Below are 21038 nucleotides of genomic sequence, written 5' to 3'. Positions count from 1 at the left end.
AGCTTATAAAAGTTGGATTACATTTTTATGATGTAATCCTTCTCGGATATTCAATTGTATGACTTCCTCTGATGTTGTCGGTAAATTATCCGACTCACCTATACTGGGACTACCCATAAAAATGTTCCACCTCACTTTATTTGTATAAATTATACCTTACTATTATATGATGACTTATCCGATAGGACTATACTATTTTGAAATAATTTCATTTTTTCCTCTATATAATCTTATGTATCTTTCCAATTTCGTTAAAAAATCAGAGTCCGAGATTACTTAGAAATTGCTGAGGTCTTCAAGATTTTTAAGCTTGATACTTGATCATTAAAGTTACCTAAGTCATTTACATCGTTTGTAAGTACAATCGACGCTCCTTTATAATTTGCATCGAAAAATAAAGTGACTTGATATCCTGGTGCAATATGAATAGAAGAGATGGTATCATTGCCAATACCTTTTACAAGTTGATCATAATCATAATTACCAGAACCTAGTATTTCAGATGCACCGCCAAAATCATTTTCGTTATATACCGTCACAGGCATTTCTACACCGTTTACGCGAAAAAACATATCTATGAATCCAGCAGTCTCTCTTTCTGCTTGATTCAACTGAGCAAGTGTTGGATTTGTCACCTCGTTCTTCCACATAGCAGAATAATAATTACTGTATGCTGCTTGCCAGAACAAATTAATAATCGTATCATTCCAAACTTGAGGTAAAACAGATTTTGCTTGTATCGCAGCTTGATGAATCCATGCTTCAGGATCAGTCGAAGAGATCCAATTATATAGACCTGAATCGGGCACCGTCATTTGACTTTGAATACTTTCGGCATACGTTTCAAACTTTGAATGATAGCCGGGTGCGTGATGATCTAGATTGGAAATATTTGAAGCATGTAGAGGCTGTGTTACATCGGTAAAGTAATGCAAAGATACTCCTAAATAATAGAATGCATTGTAAAAATCGCCTTTTTTATAGTAGTCAGATGCTAGATTAAAATACTTCGAACCTGATTGACGAGCCGTTGGATAAGAAACGCCCGTATAATTTGTTTGTGTGTCTGGATCATAAAAGTGAGACATAAATGTACCCGTATCATAAAAAGGATTAATGTGATCCGCATCGTATAAGCCCTGTTCCCAACGATCGCGAAACTGATTAAGTAATGTGGAAGGCTTGTTTATTGCAGGGTTCGTATTATCGGCTATAAGTTTGACACTGCCATTTACGATAAAATGATGTGTGCTATGAGCTTGATTGTGAACGTCCTCATCAGACCACGCGAATGCTTTCTGATCATTTAAAAATAATGAAGTGATTGCAAGTGCACTTCCAGCAACTACTGATAATAGCTTTTTTGATTGAATACGTTTTTTCATAAGACACCTTCTTTTTTGTATTTGTTGTCATATAAGCAACAATAATTAAGTATAATAAGATTTTGTTAAAGAAATATTTCTGTTATATGATAATTTGTTAAAATTTGGTAATTGTTTACTGATCATGGAAGTGATTAGTTAGACAATTAAAATAGAAAAAGTACATAATCCTTTTTGTATTCCATATTCATTTAAAGACCTGAAAACCCATTCGTGAATCTTTTCGGAGGTGAAAAATATGGAGATTCATACTAGTGCGAGAGTATCTCTATCAAAAAAAGTATCCGAGGATGCAATGGTAGTAAACAGTGAAATAAATGTATATGGAGTTTTTGATGGAGCAACTCCAATCTCTCCATTTAAGAATGCTGATGGTATGAATGGTGCATATATTGCTTCGAATTTATTTAGTAAGTATTTTAAAAATCATTTTAGGGCTGAAATGCCTCTATCAGAAGGAATTATTCTAGCAAATAGAAGACTGATGGAAGAAATGAAGTTAAATAACATAGACATAAATCGCCCTGAAGAACTGTGGTCAACATGTGTTGCCATTATAAAAATTGAAAAAAATAGTTTATCATTTGCTCAACTTGGAGATTGTATGATTTTAGCAGAATACCATAATGGGGAAATTAAAATTCTAACGAAAGATACCGTAAAGGATATTAGTAGTAGAGCAAAAATAAGGCGAGAAAAGGATCGGAAGAAAGGGCTGATTTTACCAGATGAATCATACTATCAGTCTATTAAAAATCAACTTATCTATAATCGAAGCATGGCGAATACAGTTAATGGGTATACAGTTGCAAATGGAACCGAAGCTGTTGGAAACTATATTCAATTAGGATCTATTGATTTAAACAATTTAAAATCAATATTACTAATTAGTGATGGATTATTTCATCCGAAATTTGATTTGATCTATACTTTTAAAGTAATGAAAGAGATAGGATTGGAAGAATATTCAAAACGATTAGAAATGGAAGAGTTGAAAAGTAAGTTTTATTCTGATGATAAGACTGGGATCATGATTCGTTTTTAGACTGTGGATGCGATTGAATATGTAGAGGATATTGTCGCAATCAGTTAAAAGAAAAACTTTTATAAAAAAAATGGAAGATTTTAACATGCATAGTATAATTGAATTATTACATGGGGAGGCGTTACATTGAATAAAAGTATTTTAAAAGGCATTTTAAGTGTTTTAATAGGAGTGATTGTATTCGGATTTTTATTTCTTTGGCAAAAAGATATGGAATTAATGGCGAATTTCTTTTTTTCTATTACAGCAGCAATCTTGGGTTATATGGTTATATCCCCTTTGATAATGACTAATGAAGAAAGGAAATACTTTGAATCTAAATTTGATAAATGGTTTTAATGTAGTAAAGAAAAGAAGAATTAAGTCATTATACACTGAAAAACATTCACAGCCTTGTATTAAAAAACATAGATAATAAAAACGCTGGTAAGTATAAGCAAAATAATGTACGAATATCAGGTAGTGAACATCGCAGCAGTGCTTTAGTTGACCAATGAAGGGGGATTAGTCGCTCATCCCTTTTTTTAGTAAGTCATAATAATCCTACACTTGAAGTACACAAATGATACGTTTTGAATTGCACTACTTTTTCGTGATAGAATGAATACTATATTCAATTACAAGAAAATATAAGTGTGTACACTCTTATTTGAGGAGAAGTTATGAATTTCGAGCAAATGGAATACATCGTGAAAGTTGCAAGCGAGAAATCAATCATTAAAGCTGCGGAAAAATTGCATATTACAAGTTCAGGACTAAGTCAATCGATTTCCCAATTAGAGCATGAAATGGGAATATGTATTTTTAACCGTTCTAGAAAAGGAACATTTCCAACAGAAGAAGGAAAGATTTTAATAAATAGAGCTAGTGAAGTGTTAGAAATTATTAGTAAGTTAAATGAAGAGATATATGATTACAAAAATAATAAAAAGATTCATTTGAAAATAGTCGCTGCGCCTACTTTTGCAGATGTACTTCAAAGAGCATTGAACAGAATTAAAGAAGAACATGCCAATGTAACGATTGAAATCGTAGAAAAAGATCCACCGCAAATAATGGAAACAATAAAACATACTGAATATGATTTTTGCTTTTTCCCTCAAGATTTAGAGATACTAAAAGGTGAAAAAAATATTAACTATGAATTAATCCGGACTGATTGTATTCACGTTGTTGTAGGAAAAAACTCCCCACTCTATCATCTTGACTACGTAACCAAAGCTGATGTATTCGAAATGGATACAGCATGCTATTCAATCTATTCTGATTATTATTATTCTAAGTTAATTAAAGAAAATAAAAATAAAATTAGATTAACAACAAACAGTATGAATATTCTTACAGAGACTGTTAAAGAGCATAATGTATTTGTCTATTCTACTGAGTCAGGCGCTAAATTACATCCATACATTCGAAGTGGAATCTTAAAATCTATTCCTTACATAGAAAATAATGAACACGTTTTGAAGGATTTATGGGTAATCTATCCAAAAAACAAAAAGCTTTCAATTATAAGTAAAAAATTTATCGAAATCGTGAAAGAAATAGCCACTCAATGATGAGAGGTTATTTTTTTGTCTATTATCTATAAATTGAATGGTCGAATTAGGATAAACGGCCTAAATTAATATTGGTAAAATTTGTTAAAATTATTGATAGGGCAAATAAGCTCAAATGATTTTAACAAAGGAGAAACTATGCAGGAAAGAAATGTAGAACTTGTGGAACTAAATGCAGAAAATTGGTATGAATGCTGTCTCTTAGAGGTATCTGAAAATCAAAAAAGTCACATCGAGCCGAATGCAATCTCGATTGCTCAATCGAAATTTGAAACTTCACTAAAGCCATATGCTATTTATTTTGAAGGTAGGGCGGTTGGATTTTTAATGTTTAATACTACTAAAGAAGAGCTAGATGGATATTGGATTTATAGAATAATGATAGATAAGAATTTTCAACAAAAAGGACTTGGTAAAATTGCAACTCAGTTAATGATCGAGGAAATGATTAAACTAACAAATGCCAAAAGAATTGTTGTAGGATATCATCCTGAAAACTTAGGAGCACATAATTTATATTCAAGTCTTGGATTTATTGATCATGGCGATCGATTTGGTAAAGAAATAGCAGTAAGAATAGAAATATAGCATCTTTGAATGTTCCTAAAGAAAGAAGGGATAGCAAGTAAGCTATCCCTAAATTATTGTCTACTTTTACGGAGTATCTTCGTCAACTTTGTACTCTAAAATATCACCTGGTTGACAATCCAATGTCTTACAGATTGCTTCTAATGTTGAGAAACGAACCGCTTTTGCTTTACCATTTTTCAGAATGGAAAGATTCGCCATCGTAATTCCAACTCTTTCTGAAAGTTCTGTTACGCTCATTTTGCGTTTTGCTAACATCACATCAATATTAATAATTATTGCCATACCATCCACCTCAGACCGTTAAATCATTTTCTGATTTTATGTTAATCGCTTCTTGTAGAAGCTGTTGGAGGATCGCAGCAAAAACGGCGATAACTAACGAAGCAAATATGATAATTAGTCCCAATAAACCGATGGGAGGGTCAACTTTTCTCCCTATAAAATGAATGAGTGGCATTCCTAATAAATAGATACTACTAATTGCAATCGCACAGTACTTTATGTTCTTTAACGCCTTTACAGAAATTTCGGAGAATGCTGTGTTGTCGTCAATATAGCGTAAAAGATTGAAAGCCTGATAGAGAGCAAAATAAAAAGGTACAGCAGCTCCATACATTACGAGGAAAACGAGATATTTTATTGCAGTCATATTTGGATACAATTTAGATACGAAATTCGCAATATTTGGGACCAAAAATATACATAAAGCAAGCACTGCAATTCCAACAAGAAAAATAATTGCTTTTAAGAATGTAGTTGAACCTCTTTTACCATTCATATTATATACCTCACTTTTTTAATAACAAGATGAATTTATCATATTATTTATCGATTAACAATAAAAATATGTTGTTTTTTATTTTATTTAGAATGTTATATAAAAGCGCAAAAATACTGAGAATAAATTAAAAGAGTAGATTGAAATGGAATATGAAAGAGAATAGGTGAATTGATTTAATTGTTTTTTTACAACAATTAAAAAACAAAATTAATTTTTTAATATAATAATTACCGATTTGGTTTTAATCGTTAATTTGTTGTATTTAAGGTTTTAATAGAAAGAATCAAGATAAATATATAAGGTAAATGGCTAAAGTATTGTTACTTGTTAGATTTGATAATAAATTATATTGTTTGGAGTAACAAGGTTTTCTACAATAATTTGGAATTAATTCCCAAAAAATACTGAAAAATCGAACATTTAGCAAATGGGTTGACGCGAATTTTTATATCGGTTAATCTTGGTTCAATCAATTTATAAAGTACATACCAAATAATTCTTATCCAGAGAGGTGGAGGGACTTGGCCCTATGATACCTCAGCAGCGGGTTCTATATGAACACTGTGCTAATTCCATCAGGGTATAGCCCTGAAAAGATAAGAAGAGTAGATGAAAAACAAGTCCTCTTCTATCTTAGAAGGGGATTTTTTTCATCTTTAAAACAAAATAAAATTTCTTATCCAGAGAGGTGGAGGGACTGGCCCTATGAAACCTCGGCAGCGGGTTCTTTGTAATACCGTGCCAATTCCAAGGGAGATCCCAAAGATAAGTAGAGTTAGTAAAAACCTCTCAACTTGTCTGTGTTGAGAGGTTTTTAAGAATAAATCTTATGAATGTGGAGCTTAAAGAAGAAGTGTTGGAAATTTTTTGATTATATAACCAAGTATTCTTATGTGTTTAATATGGTTTTTATATTTTCATTTGTTGTTGCCACCAAATTAGGTGTTCTACATATAAACCAGTTTTTAAAAGGGGGAAGATACTGAAAATGAGATTTTTATTTAAAAGATTAACAACTATGATCCTCACGATTTGGATTATTATCACGCTTACTTTTATCATTATGCATCTTATTCCTGGTGATCCATTTGCATCGGATGCAAAATCATTACCTGAGGAAATTGTTAGGAATATGCGGGCTAAATACAATTTAGATGAACCGCTATATGTTCAATACTTACTATATCTTAAAGATTTATTACATTTTGATTTTGGTCCATCTATTCAATCGAAATCGAGAGGGGTAAACACATTAATTGCAGAGGGATTTGGACCATCAGCATTGTTAGGAATTCAAGCATTGTTAATAGCTTGCGTGGTTGGTATTGGATTAGGAACGATTGCAGCGTTAAGGCATAATAGGTTACTTGATTATTTATCAATGTTTATAGCAATCATTGGAATTTCGGTTCCTAGCTTTATATTAGCTCCATTATTAATAAAATATATTAGTGTTCAATGGGGACTCTTACCAGTAGCATCTTGGGGGACCTGGAGTCATTCTATCTTACCGACAATCGCTTTAACGGTAGGTCCAATCGCAATAATTACTAGATTTGTCCGTACTAGTATGATCGAGATTTTAAGTCAGAATTTCATTAAAACTGCAGAAGCTAAGGGTCTTTCAACATTTGAGATTGTCATAAAGCATGGTATACGAAACGCGTTAATTCCAGTTATTTCTTTTATTGGTCCCTTATTTGCAGCTGTCATTACTGGAACTTTTGTAATTGAGAAGATATTTGCCATCCCAGGTCTTGGTAAATATTTTGTAGATAGCATTTTCAATCGAGATTACCCAGTTATATTAGGTACTACTATTTTTTATAGTTTTATATTGATCGGTACGTTATTTGTAATCGATTTATCCTATCGTTTGATTGATCCACGAATAAAATTTGGAAAGGGAGATGAATTATAATGAATCAACCCGAAACGAATCTCGACACTCTCTTTCGCAAGATCGATCGGTCGACTATACAGAAACAAAATATTTCAAGACCCCAGGAAACCTATGCGAATGAGATTTTTAGAAAGATAGCTAAAAATAAACTTGCAGTAGTTGGATTTATTTTACTTACACTCATTATTATCCTTTCAATTGTAGGACCACATATGGTTCCGTATAGTCCAAGTAAACAATCTTTAACTCAAGGCAATTTATCTTTATCAAGCAAACATTGGTTTGGAACGGATGATTTAGGTAGGGATGTTTGGGCAAGAACTTGGGCTGGTGCTAGAATATCACTCATTATCGGATTCTCTGCAGCTTTAATCGATTTATTGATTGGAGTATTTGTAGGGGGAATTTCAGGCTATATGGTTGGCAGAGGTAAAATAGGAGATCGAATCGATAGTGTTTTAATGAGAATTGTGGAAATTCTTTATGGGATACCGTATTTACTAGTTGTAATCCTCTTAATGGTTATTATGAAGCCAGGACTAGGTACGATAATTTTAGCGTTATCAATCACAGGCTGGGTAGGAATGGCAAGAATCGTTAGAGGACAGGTCCTACAATTAAAACAACAAGAATTTATACTCGCTGCACAAAAGCTTGGTACATCACATTGGAATATAATTTTAAAACATCTTATTCCGAATATGATGGGAATTATTATTGTAAATTTAACCTTTACGATTCCTCACGCTATATTTGCTGAATCTTTTTTAAGTTTTCTAGGATTAGGGGTACAGGCCCCGTCAGCAAGCTGGGGTACAATGGCAAACGATTCATTGGGAGTTATTTTAAGTGGACAGTGGTGGAGATTGTTTTTCCCAGGTTTAATGATTTCATTAACGATGTTTGCTTTTAATGCTTTTGGTGATGGATTACAAGATGCATTGGATCCTAAGTCGAATAAGTAAGGAGGGATAAACAGTGAATTATTTATTAAAGGTTAATGATTTACATGTCTCTTTTCGTACAAATGGTGGAGAGATTAAAGCTGTAAGAGGTGTTTCATTCCATGTCGATCGTGGAGAAATTTTAGCCCTTGTAGGTGAAAGTGGATGTGGAAAAAGTGTAACAGCACAATCTGTTATGGGGATGATTCCAAAAACTGCTGGAAGCATAAAAGAAGGCGAAATTTCCTTTAAAGGAAAAGACTTAATCAATTTTTCAAAAAAGGAATATCAAAGAATAAGAGGATCTGAAATAGGGATGATTTTTCAGGACCCTATGTCTGCATTAAATCCAACAATGAAGATTGGTAGACAAATAGACGAAGTGTTAATAAAGCATAAAAATCTATCGAAAAAGGAGGCCAAACAAAAAACGATCGAGTTGCTACAACAAGTTGGTATTCCAGATCCGTTTAACCGTTATTCCGAGTATCCACATGAGTTTAGTGGTGGTATGAGGCAGCGTGTAGTAATCGCTATGGCTTTAGCTTGTGATCCTGAATTAATCATTGCAGATGAACCGACGACCGCACTTGATGTAACGATACAGGCACAAATTTTAGATATGTTAAAGACCATCCAAACAAAGAGGAACACTTCTATTATTCTCATAACCCATGATTTGGGTGTAGTTGCAGAAGTAGCAGACCGAGTTGCAGTGATGTATGCAGGAAAAGTGATTGAAAGTGGAACAGTAAATGAGATTTTTGAAAAACCAATACATCCATACACATTAGGCTTACTCCAATCTGTTCCTAGACTTGAAATAGAAGAAACAGAAAGGCTAGTACCAATTGAGGGAGCACCTCCGGATTTATTTTCACCGCCAAAAGGATGTCCTTTTGCCCAGAGATGTCCTTATACAATGGAAGTTTGTGTGGAACATATGCCAAAAACTGAATCAATTACAGGGTCTCATCATGTCAGTTGTTGGTTAAACGATCCAAGAGCATTTAAACAGAAAGAACTCACTGGTGTAAGGAGTGAAAATATTGTCTGAGTATGTACTAGAGGTATGTGATATTAAAAAACATTTTAAAGTAGGGCCAAAGAAAACCGTTAAATCGGTTGATGGAATATCATTTGGAATAAAAAAGGGAGAAACGCTTGGGCTTGTTGGAGAAAGTGGAAGTGGTAAATCCACACTCGGACGGACTGTTGTCGGTCTATATGAAGCAACTACAGGCAATGTCTTGTTTGAAGGAAAAAAACTATCAGAATTGGATTCTAAAGGTAAAAAAGAGTTTAACAGACAAGTTCAAATGATTTTTCAAGATCCGAATAGTTCTCTTAACCCAAGGATGAAGGTTGTAGATATAATCGCAGAAGGGATTGATGCTTATAAATTATTAAAAGGAAAAGAGAGAAAAGAAAGAGTATATGAACTGCTTGAACAGGTTGGTTTACATAGGGAGCATGCAGATCGGTATCCACATGAATTTAGTGGAGGTCAACGACAAAGAATTGGAATCGCTAGAGCATTGGCTCTAAAACCATCGTTTATCGTTGCTGATGAAGCCATTTCTGCATTAGATGTATCAGTTCAAGCTCAAGTTATTAATTTACTTAAGGATTTACAAAAACACGAGCAATTAACTTACTTATTTATTGCACATGATCTTGCAATGGTTAAGCACATTAGTGATCGAATCGGTGTGATCTATTTAGGAAAAATGATGGAATTGGCAGAAAGTACGGCATTATTTAGGGAACCGCTTCATCCGTACACTAAAGCACTTTTATCGGCGATTCCAGTGTCTGAACCAAAATTAAGGGGGACAAAAGAACGCATCGTCCTTTCTGGAGACCCACCGAGCCCATTAAATCCCCCTACAGGATGCCCTTTTAGAACTAGATGTCCAATGGCAATGGATATTTGTGCTGATAAAGTACCTGAGTGGAAAGAAGCTAGCAAAAACCATTGGGTTTCATGTCATTTATTTTAAACAAATTGGAGGTTATCTAATTGAAGAAAAATGCATTCATTCTTATTTCAATATTGATATTTATACTAGGATTAGCTGGATGTGGTAGCAATTCTACTAGTAGTACAGAGGAAAAAGGAAACGATATTAAACAAGAAATCGTAACGAACCTAGCAGGTGAACCTTATACGTTAGACCCTGCCTTTGCATCTGATACAACGTCTTTCTGGGTTATTGATAACTTATACGAAGGTTTGTATCGCTATGATAAGAAAGGCAATGTAGTAAAAGGTGTAGCGAGTAACGTGGATGTTTCCAAAGATGGAAAAACATATACTTTTACAATCCGAGACGGACTTAAATGGTCTAATGGTGATGATTTAACAGCGAATGATTTTGAATATGCATGGAAAAGAGTTTTAAATCCAAAAACTGCGGCTTATGATCCTTCAAGCTTTTATTACATTAAAGGTGCTGAGGAATACAACACTGGAAAGGGATCAATTGAAAGCGTTGGTATTAAAGCAACTGATTCTAAAACACTAGTAATCGAGTTAAAAACACCAATCGAATTCTTTCCTAAAGTATTACTTGGACAAGCATTTTTACCGGTTAACCAAAATGTAGTAGAAGGTAATAAGAATTGGGCGGCTGAAGCCAAAACCATTGTAACAAATGGTGCTTATACATTATCAAGCTGGAAGCATAATAACCAATTAACAATTGAAAAAAGTAATGCTTATTGGGATCGAAAAAATATATCAATTAATAAAGTTCAATTTAAAATGGTTGCTGATGCAACAACTGAGTACCAAATGTTAAAATCAAATGAACTTGATTTCGTAAAGAACCTACAAACAGAAGCAATTGAGCAAGAAAAAAATAGTCCAGAATATGTTAATTCAAAGCAATTTAGTGTTTATACATACTCTTTTAATGTAAATGAGAAGCCTTTTACAAATTCAAAAATTAGAAGAGCATTTGCTGAGGCAATTGATCGTGAAGCAATTACAAAAAACATTTCTAAAGGTGGAGAAGAGCCAGCTTACGGGTATGTACCTTTTGGCGTAAAGTCTCCTTCAGGAAAGGATTTTAGAAATGAAGCAAATAAATACTATCAGTTTGATAAAGAAGAAGCAAAGAAATTACTTTCAGAAGGTTTGAAGGAAGAGGGATGGAGCAAATTACCAGAAGTAACACTCAAATATAATTCAGAAGGAAACCATAAAAAAATTGCCGAAGCACTTCAAGAAATGTTTAAAGAAAACCTTGGTGTAAAAGTAAAATTAGAAAATCAAGAATGGAAAACTTATATTGATACATTTAAGCAAAAGAATTTCCAACTTGCCCGAATGGGTTGGGGCGGAGATTTCCTTGATCCATATCCTGTTTTAAATCTTTATAGTAAGAACAGTTCAAGTAATTTTACAAATTGGAGCAACCTAAAATTTGATCAATTATTGGAGAAATCGTTAATTGAACAAGATGAAGAAAAACGATATAAGTTATTGCATGAAGCAGAGGATGTATTAATGGGAGATATGCCAATTATTCCAATTTACTTCTCATCACAGAATTCTTTAGTGAAGAAAAATATTAAAGGTATTCGCTTTGATCCATTGAACAATCCAGACTTCCGATTTGCAAAAGTAACAAAGTAAGAAAATAGGATGCTCTCTTTATTATTTCTTTTAATAAGGAGAGTATATTAATCCTTAAAAATTGAGTTGAACAAAGGGGTGAATAAAGTGGAAAATATGTTGAGAAAAGCGGTAGAAACTAGAAAGCAATATCTCATTAACAAACTTATTAAAGTTGGAGTATATAAAAAAGAGTCCTCTCATTTATTTGTTTTAACGTTAACTGAACTTGAAGATGAATTTAATCGTGTAATAAGTATGAAAAAAAGTAAAAAATTAAGTTAACCTATATTATTAAATAAACAAAGCCTTTATCATAGAATACCAAGTAACTAATGATATAAGGCTATTTTTTATTTCATTTAACTCAGGTGACACCAATTATCGATTTCTTTCTATTTTCCTTTTTATCCAAAACGGACTATACAAAATGTAAAAGGTTACAATCATCACTATTTCTGCCGATAGAAGATACCATGGCCAAGGTCCTAAATAATCTAAAATAGAAGCATTTTCTGGCTTTTTCATAAGATACATAAAGTTAGAGTTCAACGCCTTATTAATGAAAAATACGCAAGCTGCATAAAGGTTAACAATGAGAACGGTCACCCACATCGATGGGATGGTCGGTCGAAATTTACTGGCCACCACCATAACTAAACAGGCAAGAACCACTCCTCCGTGCGAAACAAAAAATTCAAAATATCGAAAATGCAAAAACGAATAATGGCCAAGATCAGGTGTCATGATCGCTTGAATGGAACTGGCTAAACCAGCAAAATACATGAATTGAAACATTCTATAACTATTTGTCAGAAGCATTATAATTCCTAAAATGACAGTAAGATCACTAAGTTCAAGTGGTAAACCATTTTTAAGCGACCAAGCATTCTCATACACAAGCCATATATGATATAAAATCTCAGAAGCCAATAAGAGAAATGCTACAGAGAAACGAAAAAGCCGCTTTTTCCACGACCTCTGAATCTGCTTTCTAAAGACAAATAGAAGTACACAGAGAATCAATAGTATTCCGATTGTTAATAGATGGTCTTTTGAAAAAAGGCGAAACGCTCCTAATTTTGAATGAAATTGAAAAAATCTTTCCAACGTATTACCCCATTATCTGATTTATATTTAGGATTGAGTATTGTTAGTTTAGGGCAAATTCTGGCAGTTCTATACAGGAGTTAACATTTCATCTAGCAAATATAGTAGTTAATTGTATTTCATTTACAGTAATATGAAATTAGAGAGAAATAAATTCAATTATCTCATTTAAAGGAGGATAAGGATGAAACATTACTTAGAATTCACTGTTAACATAAAGCCAGTTCAAGTATCTCAAATGATTATAGAAGAGACTGAATTAAAGTCTAATTTGATTTTTCAAGATTATAAAGTTGCTGAAGAAAAAGAAATTGTCATCCTCGTATTTCAAAAATTCTTTCTTAGAAATAATAGTACAGCCACATTGACAGTCACAATTGATAACTTTAATGGTGTTACCTATGTTAAGTGCATTTCCTCAGGTAATGGGGAAGGAATGTTTGATATTGGTTGGGGAGCAGGAAAAAGTTTTATAAAACCAATCAGACTAAGGTTGGCAGCTAATATATTGGAAATAATTGAGGATCATTAATATTTGTACGAGAGTCTAACTCACAAAGTTAAAACAACGAACGAGGTGAAATTGCATGAAGATTTTAATCCGAAATGCCAATCAAAAAGACTACAAATCATTATTACCATTATTTAGACAAGTTCACGATTTACACGTTTTTGAAAGACCAGACCTATACAAAGAGAACTCAACTCCAGTTAAAAAAGAGGATTTTAATAACCAATTAAAAGATGAGACACAACATATTCTAGTGGCAACTCTAGATACTGAAATAGTAGGCGTAACAGTATTAAAGGAAGAAGAAATACATGAAAACTCCTTTGTTAATGCAAGGAAAATCTTACTTGTAAATAGTTTATGTGTTGATGTTGCAAGTAGAAAAAAGGGGATTGGAAGAAAACTCATGCAATCTGTTATTGACTTCGCGAAAGAATTGAAGGTTGATAGTATTGAATTAGGAGTTTCAGAGAGTAATCAAAATGCGATCCATTTTTATGAGTCAATTGGAATGGGAACAAAAAATAGAAAAATGGAGTTTCGATTAAGTTAAGTAAAAGAGATATACATAACATAGAGCCTAATAATTGGCTCTTTTTATCTATTAAGGCAGAATAATACTGCATAAAATACCGTACTATTGAAGGAATTAATGTTTTACTCAAAATGATACAATCATTTCTCAGTAAAAAAATAAAAGCCTGTGTCTTTGATTACTTGATAATCGTGGATTCAGGCTTTCTTGCTTATTGAATTTTTAGAATTGCTCCTATTTGCAGCCAATCCTATTTAATTTTTCCATAAATCTTGCTGTTTGAATTCTACTTTGCGCCAATCGATTATGACGTTGTTTTCGAACTTCGCCAATAATACTTTCTAGTGAATTATCTTTTGCAACAATAGTTTGATGACCAATTGTTACTGTTACAGTACCCGTTGAACTATTTGTATAAGCGCTAACTCTACTAGAACTTTTTCTATTTCTTTCATTTGATTTTTTAGTTTCTTCTTTTAACATTTAATTCACCTCTTTTATTATTTTGAAGTAACCAATACTTTCGTCTAGGATGTTTTAACGATACTGTGCTATTAATTTAAAAATACCACGAATTATCCAAAATTTTTATAACCAAAATATATACCACATTTGATAAGCTATGATAATAAAGTATAAGGTTTTAATTTTTTACCAAAAGCCTTTTTTTAGGGGGATTTTGGCTATAAAAAAGAATTACGCTTAAGTAACATAAATTAATTAATTTAATAAAGGAACATAAAAATGTGGAGGTAAATATGAAAAAATTATTAATAAAGTTATTAATAGTCATAATAATTTTTACAGTACCCTATACATATTTAAAGTTAAAGCTGTAATTACTAAAAAAGAAGTAAAAGCTTTTATAATTGAAACGAAAGGTATTAACAAAAACAACATTGAGGAAATTCAGCCATTTTATAATTTTCTAAAAGACGGAGGCAAGTGCATTGTTCGAGTAAAATTAAAAGGACAAGACTACCAATTCCATGTGAAAGAAAATGGTAAAATAGTAGAGGATCATTTTTATTAAATGTTTAAAAAAAGAGTTATTTTATAGTTTAGTATATTGAAGTACTAAATAGTGTGCTTAAGATTGTCTAATTATTGGACAATCTTTTTTACTTTTCTAGGCAGCGGAGCCAAAAGAACTTTACATCATTTACGGTAAGTATAATGACTTTATGTATCATGAGCACCCTGTGTTCCACGAATTGGTTGGGGAGTTGAAAGAATTTTTTGGGAAAAATTTGAGTTATACTAAATTAGAGACAGTAAGATAATAATTTATAAAGAATATTTACTTTAAAAGGACGCATTTTGCGTCCTTTTAGAATTTTAATAGAAGGAAAATTATTTCACGTTTTTATAAATTTTGTATAAAAGTCCTATTATTACGCCTAAATAGATCGATAGAGTAATATAGAACGAGTTTAATTCATCAAAATTAAGTAAAATGAATAATACTGATAAAAAATAAAATACAATAGGTGAAGCGATTGCAAAAATAAGAATATTTTTCATTTAATTAACCTCTATAATACTAATAATTAAATTTTATCATAGTATTTTCCATAGTATTTTTTATACCAGCTACCCCGACTCCTATACTTCCCGTTTTAATGTCTAGAGAATATATTACACCAGCAGTAATATGTGTGTAGTGACCAAAAGCATTAGCAGTTATATCATATTTATTACCTTTAGTTACTTCAACTGAAAGATAACCGTTGTGATTATATGGGGCCATATTAATCCCCAAATCTTTTAAATTGAATTTTTTTGCGATCCCTTTGTTATTTTTTGTTGTACTTTTTGCTCCAACTGAATGTATCCCTTTACCATCTGTGTATTTATAACTAAACTTATCGGTATTTGGTATTTTTACAGAACTTGTAGAATGGGTAATAGCGACTACATCAGTTAATTTCATATTTGGGGTTTTTAGCCATGTAAACGAGTTTTTTATTAGAGTATTTCCATTACTTAACTTTGAAGAGGATGTAGTCATTTTTAAATAACCGGTTGTTTTAGAATTAGTACCTCGACCTAACTTTGTTGTATTAATTTCATTAATTGCTTGAGCTTTTGAGATTTCTTCAACAGCAGGATCAGAGTAAGGGATATCTTGTGTTAGTTTATAGTAATTTTCATCTAAAGCTAAATTTGATCCGTATAAATCTTTGAAATCATTATATTCTTCAACTGTCATACTATTAATTTCCTCAGTTGAAAAACCTAAATTTTGTAATTTTATTCTCTCTAAAGTATTAAATTGAACTGGACTTACTAGTTCTTCAGATAAAATATGTATTTCTTCGGTGGGTGTATTTTGAATTTCTTCAGCATTAGCAAAGCCATTTGAAAGTCCTCCAACAAAAAAAAGTGTGCTTAATACTAAAAAAAAACTGTGTTTGTTACTTCGTTTGATAACCATATTGACCTCCGATTTTTTAAAAAAATTACAAGATTTATAATTTTATTTTTTAATTAAGTAATGAGTAAAGTTTAAAAACCGAATAGTAAATTTCCTTCCTATTTATTTTTTAAAATTTATTAGAAAACTAATTTACTAGATTATCTACCATAACTATCACCTCTTATGAAAATAATTTATTTATGTCTTTAATTGTAGTTATCTGGAGAATATATTCAGTGAAATTTTTGTGAAAATTTTAATAAATCATTACATGTTTTTACAAAAGAAAGTACCATAGTGAACATTCTAATGGAATCATAGTTTCTATGCGTTTTTATAGGCTTTTGATCGAAGTAATTGTAGTGTAGAATCAATAATTGTGAAAGCGTTCATAATTCTATTACTCTGGAAAAACAAGAGTTCTTAGACACAATATATATAGCGATTCAGCGCGTACAAAATTAATAAAATCTTACTAGACTGAAACATATTAAAATAGCGGAGGTCAGCATCAAATTCTTCAATGCTGACCTCCGCTATTGTATTTATTAACAAATATTGATATACAGATAAATATTAAAAAACTAAAAATAATATATTGATAATTTCGTTTAGTTCGAGGCATTTTAATAAATATTAGTAAGTAACTTAATAAAAATAAACATGTTACAACTATATTTATGATACTTTCTATCATAAAACGTGTATTTAACATAAAAAGTAAAGACTGCATCCCTGATGAAATAGAAAGTATTCTGTAGAAAGGAAAATCTTTCTCATCCATAATCTTCAATTACTCCTTTTTTAGTTTGATTTATAAACATAATTATTAATTAAATAATACTTATACTGTATCCTAAATTTTAAAAATTTCTGTGTTATTCCTATACTAGAAAACCTAATCTATCAAGTTGATCACCTCTTTATGTAATTAATTTCTTTAATTATAGTGATCTTGTGAATGAATTTAGTGGAAATTTTTTGAAACTTTTAGTAAATCTTCACATGTTTTTACTAAAGTATATACCATATTCATATAGTTTTTAGTATCAATAATATCGTTAATGGAATCATAGTTTCGAAGAGTTTTTATAAGCTTCTGATCAAAGAAATTGTAATAGTAGAAGTAGGATCGATGAGTGTGAAAATTATCATAATTTAGTCAATTGAATTTAGTAAAATTTTCCTTTTATTATGTTAAGTTAGATGTTAAGATAATTTCGTAAACGTTTACTAAAAAATAAAAGATATATTTAAATAACGCACATGAATAGTAGAAAAATATTATTTATTATTTTATTAATTATTGTTTCAATCTTTCTACTAGTCTTATTGACCGGTCAAATATCGTTCTTTAATAAGAAAAGTAAATTTAAACTAACTATTTAGGTTAGAAGTAAACTCGTTTAGAACACATTTTGTCAATTGTGAAGTTGATAACGTAGTCTTTTACACATGAATCAACTTTACTAGCAAGGGTATTAGGCTCTAACAATTAAAAAAGGGGGAATTATCATGTCTTTAGTGATGAATAAAAAAACAATTTTATATGTATTAGGAATGGCTGTATTGCTTTCAACTTTAACTATTTCTTTGCCATATCTTGCAGCTAACTTAGGTGTCTCGACTACAGTAGCTGGCAAAGTTATAACTATTATTGATACATTTAGTACAATTACAACGATTATTAGTCTTGTTGCGATTATTGTTGGATATGGAGTTATTTCAACTGCACTTGTTATTTCCGCTAAAAAAATTATCTCAAAATATGGAAAAGGTTATGCGACTACTTGGTAAAAGTAGCTAAATAGAGATATATGTTAAAAGCTATTTTTAAGTTAAAAATTGAAGAGGTTAAAACTATTTTTAATAGCTTGTTAATAAAATCTGAAATAAATAAATTATTAGTTAAATCCATAGGAATAGTTTTACTATTCCTATGTGTTTTTCTTATTATTTGTTATCCAGTTGAGCTATTGTATCTTTTTAATAGATTTAATGTCATTTTTATATCATTGGATATTAATATACTATTTTTGTTTACATTGGTGACAATGATTAGCGGGAACAAGAATATTATTTCAACTTTACAATATGATTTCTATAAGTTTTACGGAGATAGATATTTATTTTTATTTTTTTATTTAAAAGAGAAAATTATGGTATTTATTTTGGGGATTATTGTCCTTATTTTTGTTTTTTTAAGCTACGTTTTCTCTTACATTTCTCTAACTAGTTTTTTAATCTCACTTGTATCTATATTACTATTTATCACATTAAACATACTGTACCTTGTATATATAAAGAATAAAAATCAAATGAACTTTATGAAAGTTTTAAAACTCTTCTTCTTATTATTTGTATTTGGGATGTTTCTCATATTTATTACTTTTAATTTGTTTGGCTTTGGACGTATACCTTTATACGTAGTAATAAATATTCCATTGTTTTATTTATGTGCCAATTTATTTATTTACTCGGAATTAATATATGCAAATGCTAACTACAGACAACTGTTTATGCAATTCAAATATTTAAGAGTTCCTTTTATAAAGATTTATGGGAAAACAATTTTATACAAGAATACTTTCCATTCTTTTATAGGCATGAATATATTAATTATTCTTTTGTTAATAAATAAAGGATTTGATCATATACACGTTTTAACTTTTATTGCAGTAAATGCCTTCGCTTTTTATCTTTTATTACTATTTACATATAAAATAGTTATGTATGAATCATTTAAAGGGCAAAAAAATTATTTCTTTTACTTTTTTTTCATGGAATTGTTTTTTGGTTTTATTGCATTTAACATAATTTACATTGGGTGATTTTTATTAAAAGATTAAATATATATTTTTTATGTGTAATTTGCTTATTCATTCTATTTTTTATTTTAGTGGATGTCCCATCTAATATAAATTCTGATTCAGTCTATAAGAATATTGCATGTAAACCTGAAAATGTTTTTAAAATATTTTCCAACAATTTATTGGCTGTTATCTTTTATATCATACCAATACTAGGAGTTGGAAAATTATTAATAGACTTATATATTACAGTGGAATCATTAAAAATCTACATACTACATAATAATTTTGAAAATATATTATTTTTATTTTTTCCCCATTTTTTATTTGAATTATATGCTATGACAATATGGGTATATATGTCATGGGTTCTTTTCAGAGATATTTTTATAGAAAAAGAATTAAATTATACTAATTATATTAAATTAATCTTTTTTTCTATTATTCTTTTATTATTATCTGCAACAATTGAAGCTACTGAGAGGTGTTTTTTTTGATTGAACTAAAAAATATTGATTTTTTCTATCAAGAGGAAAACTATATCTTTAAAGATTTTAGTTTAACCCTCTTAGATAATAAAAAATACTGGTTACAAGGTAAAAATGGATCAGGAAAAACTACGCTATTAAATATTATATTGGGAATTAACAAGATCAAGGAAGGGGATTGCAATTTAAATTACAATAAAAGTAAAACCCTTTTTGTTCCATCAACCCCATTTTACGAACCCTATATGCTTTTAGAAGACTTTCTACATTTTTACCTTAATAAAATGTTGAAAATTCCAAAGCGATTTATCAATCTTGATGAATTAATAAAACAACTAGGACTAGAGAGTAACCGACATACTCCTTGCAAAGACTTATCTAAAGGAACTAAGCAAAAAATTATCATTTCAGCTTTATTTACTGACTATCCTTGGGAATATTTGTTCTTGGATGAACCTTTTGAGCATTTAGACATGGCTACATGTAAACTGGTTAAGGACAGAATTTTTAATGTCGAATCTTTTGTGTTTATTATAAATCACAAAGAACATTTATTAAGTGGAATATCTGACATTGAGAGGTTAGTATTATGAATCCAAAATCAATGTTTTTTATAAACTTTTCTCTTTTATTTGGGATCATTTTTCTAGTATTTATAGAAATTAAGAACTTTTATAAAATTCAATGGTCACAATCAAATATAATAATAGCTATATTTGCTATATTATTTGTCATGCTAATATGTATTCTTTTTATTAATATTTTGTTTAACTTTATTTTAGATAGATTTACATCGTTTAATATAGATTATAAAAAAAATCAAGAAAAAGTTTTAATTACTATTTTCTTAGTTAATCAAATCTTATTTTTAACAACATATCTTTTATTACTATTTAATAATCAATTATTCTTTACATTACAAGATTATAAATATATTACACCTATTATTTTTTCAATATTATTTTCTGTTCTATTGGGATTAAAAATTAAAGATATAATTTATTTCAATGTCGGGATAATCTCGGCAAATATTTTTCTTTTGATTTCCCAGAAACTTTTCCTAGTAGTAATCAAATCCTTTTAATTGAATTATTATTATGGTTGATAATAATCATAAGTGGAAATAAAAATTTTGATTAAATAAATAAATGTTCAAAGATGAATCAAAGCTTAAAGTACTGATTATTCAGTGCTTTTTTATTTTATAGAAGATATAAAATGTGATGTGAAAAATGAGAATAGATATTGTTGGAAGCATTGTTCATAGAAGTAAAATCTTGTCCTATAGTCATATGTTCCAAAAGTATTCCGAAAGTGCTTCTATCCCTTTATTAA

22 protein-coding genes and 2 riboswitches are annotated in these 21038 nt (G+C 30.3%); of the genes, 15 read left to right on the top strand and 7 right to left on the bottom strand.

The features are described from left to right. Positions 1-272: 272 nt before the first annotated feature. Positions 273-1385: a zinc dependent phospholipase C family protein gene (locus tag CN925_RS01245; RefSeq protein ID WP_098843951.1), complete on the bottom strand. Its 1113-nt coding sequence runs from the start codon at positions 1383-1385 to the stop codon at positions 273-275. 238 nt (positions 1386-1623) lie between these two features. On the opposite strand from CN925_RS01245, the gene CN925_RS01240 reads away from it, so the two are divergent. The 4 genes from CN925_RS01240 (at position 1624) to CN925_RS01220 (ending at position 4577) form a co-directional block, all read left to right on the top strand. Beyond that, positions 1624-2430, top strand: a complete 807-nt coding sequence (locus tag CN925_RS01240; RefSeq protein ID WP_098843950.1) for a protein phosphatase 2C domain-containing protein — start codon at positions 1624-1626, stop codon at positions 2428-2430. 126 nt (positions 2431-2556) lie between these two features. After that, positions 2557-2769 carry a hypothetical protein gene (locus CN925_RS01235; RefSeq protein ID WP_098843949.1) on the top strand — a complete coding sequence of 71 codons (213 nt, stop codon included), beginning with the start codon at positions 2557-2559 and terminating at the stop codon, positions 2767-2769. Between the two features lie 323 nt (positions 2770-3092). After that, complete coding sequence (locus CN925_RS01225; protein ID WP_098843948.1) at positions 3093-3989, top strand: LysR family transcriptional regulator; 897 nt, start codon at positions 3093-3095, stop codon at positions 3987-3989. A gap of 138 nt (positions 3990-4127) precedes the next feature. Further along, positions 4128-4577, top strand: coding sequence for a GNAT family N-acetyltransferase (locus CN925_RS01220; protein WP_098843947.1), 450 nt, complete (start codon positions 4128-4130; stop codon positions 4575-4577). A 66-nt stretch (positions 4578-4643) separates the two neighbouring features. Here the strand turns inward: CN925_RS01220 and CN925_RS01215 are convergent, their stop codons facing one another. Together CN925_RS01215 and CN925_RS01210 are read right to left on the bottom strand one after the other, a co-directional pair. Continuing rightward, positions 4644-4862 (bottom strand): helix-turn-helix domain-containing protein, encoded by a 219-nt coding sequence (locus CN925_RS01215; protein ID WP_098843946.1) that lies wholly within the window; start codon positions 4860-4862, stop codon positions 4644-4646. A gap of 10 nt (positions 4863-4872) precedes the next feature. Beyond that, the gene (locus tag CN925_RS01210) at positions 4873-5358 is read right to left on the bottom strand and encodes a DUF2975 domain-containing protein (RefSeq protein WP_098843945.1); all 486 of its coding nucleotides are present in this window, start codon (positions 5356-5358) and stop codon (positions 4873-4875) included. A 499-nt stretch (positions 5359-5857) separates the two neighbouring features. Further along, positions 5858-5964, top strand: a riboswitch (SAM riboswitch). A 70-nt stretch (positions 5965-6034) separates the two neighbouring features. Further along, a riboswitch (SAM riboswitch) is annotated at positions 6035-6133 on the top strand. Between the two features lie 216 nt (positions 6134-6349). Between CN925_RS01210 and CN925_RS01205 the strand changes: the two genes are divergently transcribed. The 6 genes from CN925_RS01205 to CN925_RS01180 all read left to right on the top strand — a co-directional run bounded on the left by CN925_RS01205 (position 6350) and on the right by CN925_RS01180 (position 12115). Next, a complete protein-coding gene (locus CN925_RS01205) occupies positions 6350-7282 on the top strand; it encodes an ABC transporter permease (RefSeq protein ID WP_098843944.1) in 933 nt (310 codons plus the stop codon). Continuing rightward, the gene (locus CN925_RS01200; protein ID WP_098843943.1) at positions 7282-8229 is read left to right on the top strand and encodes an ABC transporter permease; all 948 of its coding nucleotides are present in this window, start codon (positions 7282-7284) and stop codon (positions 8227-8229) included. The genes CN925_RS01205 and CN925_RS01200 overlap by 1 nt, the downstream gene beginning before the upstream one ends. Positions 8230-8242: 13 nt before the next feature. After that, a complete protein-coding gene (locus CN925_RS01195; protein WP_098843942.1) occupies positions 8243-9265 on the top strand; it encodes an ABC transporter ATP-binding protein in 1023 nt (340 codons plus the stop codon). After that, a complete protein-coding gene (locus CN925_RS01190) occupies positions 9258-10211 on the top strand; it encodes an ABC transporter ATP-binding protein (RefSeq protein ID WP_098843941.1) in 954 nt (317 codons plus the stop codon). The genes CN925_RS01195 and CN925_RS01190 overlap by 8 nt, the downstream gene beginning before the upstream one ends. A gap of 20 nt (positions 10212-10231) precedes the next feature. Then, the gene (locus tag CN925_RS01185) at positions 10232-11851 is read left to right on the top strand and encodes a peptide ABC transporter substrate-binding protein (protein ID WP_098843940.1); all 1620 of its coding nucleotides are present in this window, start codon (positions 10232-10234) and stop codon (positions 11849-11851) included. 96 nt (positions 11852-11947) lie between these two features. After that, positions 11948-12115, top strand: a complete 168-nt coding sequence (locus CN925_RS01180) for a Fur-regulated basic protein FbpA (RefSeq protein WP_483295154.1) — start codon at positions 11948-11950, stop codon at positions 12113-12115. A 96-nt stretch (positions 12116-12211) separates the two neighbouring features. Here CN925_RS01180 and CN925_RS01175 read toward each other — a convergent pair whose 3' ends face one another. Then, positions 12212-12940 (bottom strand): YwaF family protein, encoded by a 729-nt coding sequence (locus tag CN925_RS01175; protein WP_098843938.1) that lies wholly within the window; start codon positions 12938-12940, stop codon positions 12212-12214. A gap of 184 nt (positions 12941-13124) precedes the next feature. Here CN925_RS01175 and CN925_RS01170 point away from each other — a divergent pair, with 184 nt between their 5' ends. Both CN925_RS01170 and CN925_RS01165 read left to right on the top strand, forming a co-directional pair. Then, complete coding sequence (locus tag CN925_RS01170) at positions 13125-13472, top strand: DUF6054 family protein (RefSeq protein ID WP_098843937.1); 348 nt, start codon at positions 13125-13127, stop codon at positions 13470-13472. A gap of 55 nt (positions 13473-13527) precedes the next feature. Then, complete coding sequence (locus tag CN925_RS01165; protein ID WP_098843936.1) at positions 13528-14004, top strand: GNAT family N-acetyltransferase; 477 nt, start codon at positions 13528-13530, stop codon at positions 14002-14004. Between the two features lie 216 nt (positions 14005-14220). Here the strand turns inward: CN925_RS01165 and CN925_RS01160 are convergent, their stop codons facing one another. From CN925_RS01160 to CN925_RS01155, 3 genes are all read right to left on the bottom strand, one after another. Next, on the bottom strand, positions 14221-14469 hold the full coding sequence (locus CN925_RS01160; protein ID WP_098843935.1) for a hypothetical protein: 249 nt from the start codon (positions 14467-14469) through the stop codon (positions 14221-14223). 870 nt (positions 14470-15339) lie between these two features. Further along, complete coding sequence (locus tag CN925_RS21140; protein WP_180232779.1) at positions 15340-15510, bottom strand: hypothetical protein; 171 nt, start codon at positions 15508-15510, stop codon at positions 15340-15342. 19 nt (positions 15511-15529) lie between these two features. Next, positions 15530-16423, bottom strand: coding sequence for a hypothetical protein (locus CN925_RS01155; protein WP_098843934.1), 894 nt, complete (start codon positions 16421-16423; stop codon positions 15530-15532). A gap of 1497 nt (positions 16424-17920) precedes the next feature. On the opposite strand from CN925_RS01155, the gene CN925_RS01145 reads away from it, so the two are divergent. From CN925_RS01145 to CN925_RS01125, 3 genes are all read left to right on the top strand, one after another. Next, positions 17921-18202, top strand: coding sequence for an uberolysin/carnocyclin family circular bacteriocin (locus tag CN925_RS01145; RefSeq protein ID WP_218937211.1), 282 nt, complete (start codon positions 17921-17923; stop codon positions 18200-18202). 1506 nt (positions 18203-19708) lie between these two features. Beyond that, on the top strand, positions 19709-20296 hold the full coding sequence (locus tag CN925_RS01130; protein ID WP_180232778.1) for an ATP-binding cassette domain-containing protein: 588 nt from the start codon (positions 19709-19711) through the stop codon (positions 20294-20296). After that, positions 20293-20787, top strand: coding sequence for a hypothetical protein (locus CN925_RS01125; RefSeq protein ID WP_098843929.1), 495 nt, complete (start codon positions 20293-20295; stop codon positions 20785-20787). Before CN925_RS01130 ends, CN925_RS01125 begins: the two co-directional genes overlap by 4 nt. Positions 20788-21038 lie beyond the last annotated feature (251 nt).

This window comes from Bacillus sp. AFS055030 (genome assembly GCF_002574545.1).
Classification (GTDB): Bacteria; Bacillota; Bacilli; order Bacillales; family Bacillaceae_G; genus Gottfriedia.
Note: the sequence above shows the minus strand (reverse complement) of the source record. Positions and strands in the feature narration are given on the sequence as shown.

Coding starts and splice junctions, on each gene's coding strand:
- CN925_RS01205 (WP_098843944.1), top strand. CDS start 6,350: ATGAGATTTTTATTTAAAAGATTAACAACTATGATCCTCACGATTTGG.
- CN925_RS01170 (WP_098843937.1), top strand. CDS start 13,125: ATGAAACATTACTTAGAATTCACTGTTAACATAAAGCCAGTTCAAGTA.
- CN925_RS01225 (WP_098843948.1), top strand. CDS start 3,093: ATGAATTTCGAGCAAATGGAATACATCGTGAAAGTTGCAAGCGAGAAA.
- CN925_RS01125 (WP_098843929.1), top strand. CDS start 20,293: ATGAATCCAAAATCAATGTTTTTTATAAACTTTTCTCTTTTATTTGGG.
- CN925_RS01165 (WP_098843936.1), top strand. CDS start 13,528: ATGAAGATTTTAATCCGAAATGCCAATCAAAAAGACTACAAATCATTA.
- CN925_RS01200 (WP_098843943.1), top strand. CDS start 7,282: ATGAATCAACCCGAAACGAATCTCGACACTCTCTTTCGCAAGATCGAT.
- CN925_RS01245 (WP_098843951.1), bottom strand. CDS start 1,385: ATGAAAAAACGTATTCAATCAAAAAAGCTATTATCAGTAGTTGCTGGA.
- CN925_RS01210 (WP_098843945.1), bottom strand. CDS start 5,358: ATGAATGGTAAAAGAGGTTCAACTACATTCTTAAAAGCAATTATTTTT.
- CN925_RS01180 (WP_483295154.1), top strand. CDS start 11,948: ATGTTGAGAAAAGCGGTAGAAACTAGAAAGCAATATCTCATTAACAAA.
- CN925_RS01240 (WP_098843950.1), top strand. CDS start 1,624: ATGGAGATTCATACTAGTGCGAGAGTATCTCTATCAAAAAAAGTATCC.
- CN925_RS01145 (WP_218937211.1), top strand. CDS start 17,921: ATGTCTTTAGTGATGAATAAAAAAACAATTTTATATGTATTAGGAATG.
- CN925_RS01215 (WP_098843946.1), bottom strand. CDS start 4,862: ATGGCAATAATTATTAATATTGATGTGATGTTAGCAAAACGCAAAATG.
- CN925_RS21140 (WP_180232779.1), bottom strand. CDS start 15,510: ATGAAAAATATTCTTATTTTTGCAATCGCTTCACCTATTGTATTTTAT.
- CN925_RS01220 (WP_098843947.1), top strand. CDS start 4,128: ATGCAGGAAAGAAATGTAGAACTTGTGGAACTAAATGCAGAAAATTGG.
- CN925_RS01160 (WP_098843935.1), bottom strand. CDS start 14,469: ATGTTAAAAGAAGAAACTAAAAAATCAAATGAAAGAAATAGAAAAAGT.
- CN925_RS01155 (WP_098843934.1), bottom strand. CDS start 16,423: ATGGTTATCAAACGAAGTAACAAACACAGTTTTTTTTTAGTATTAAGC.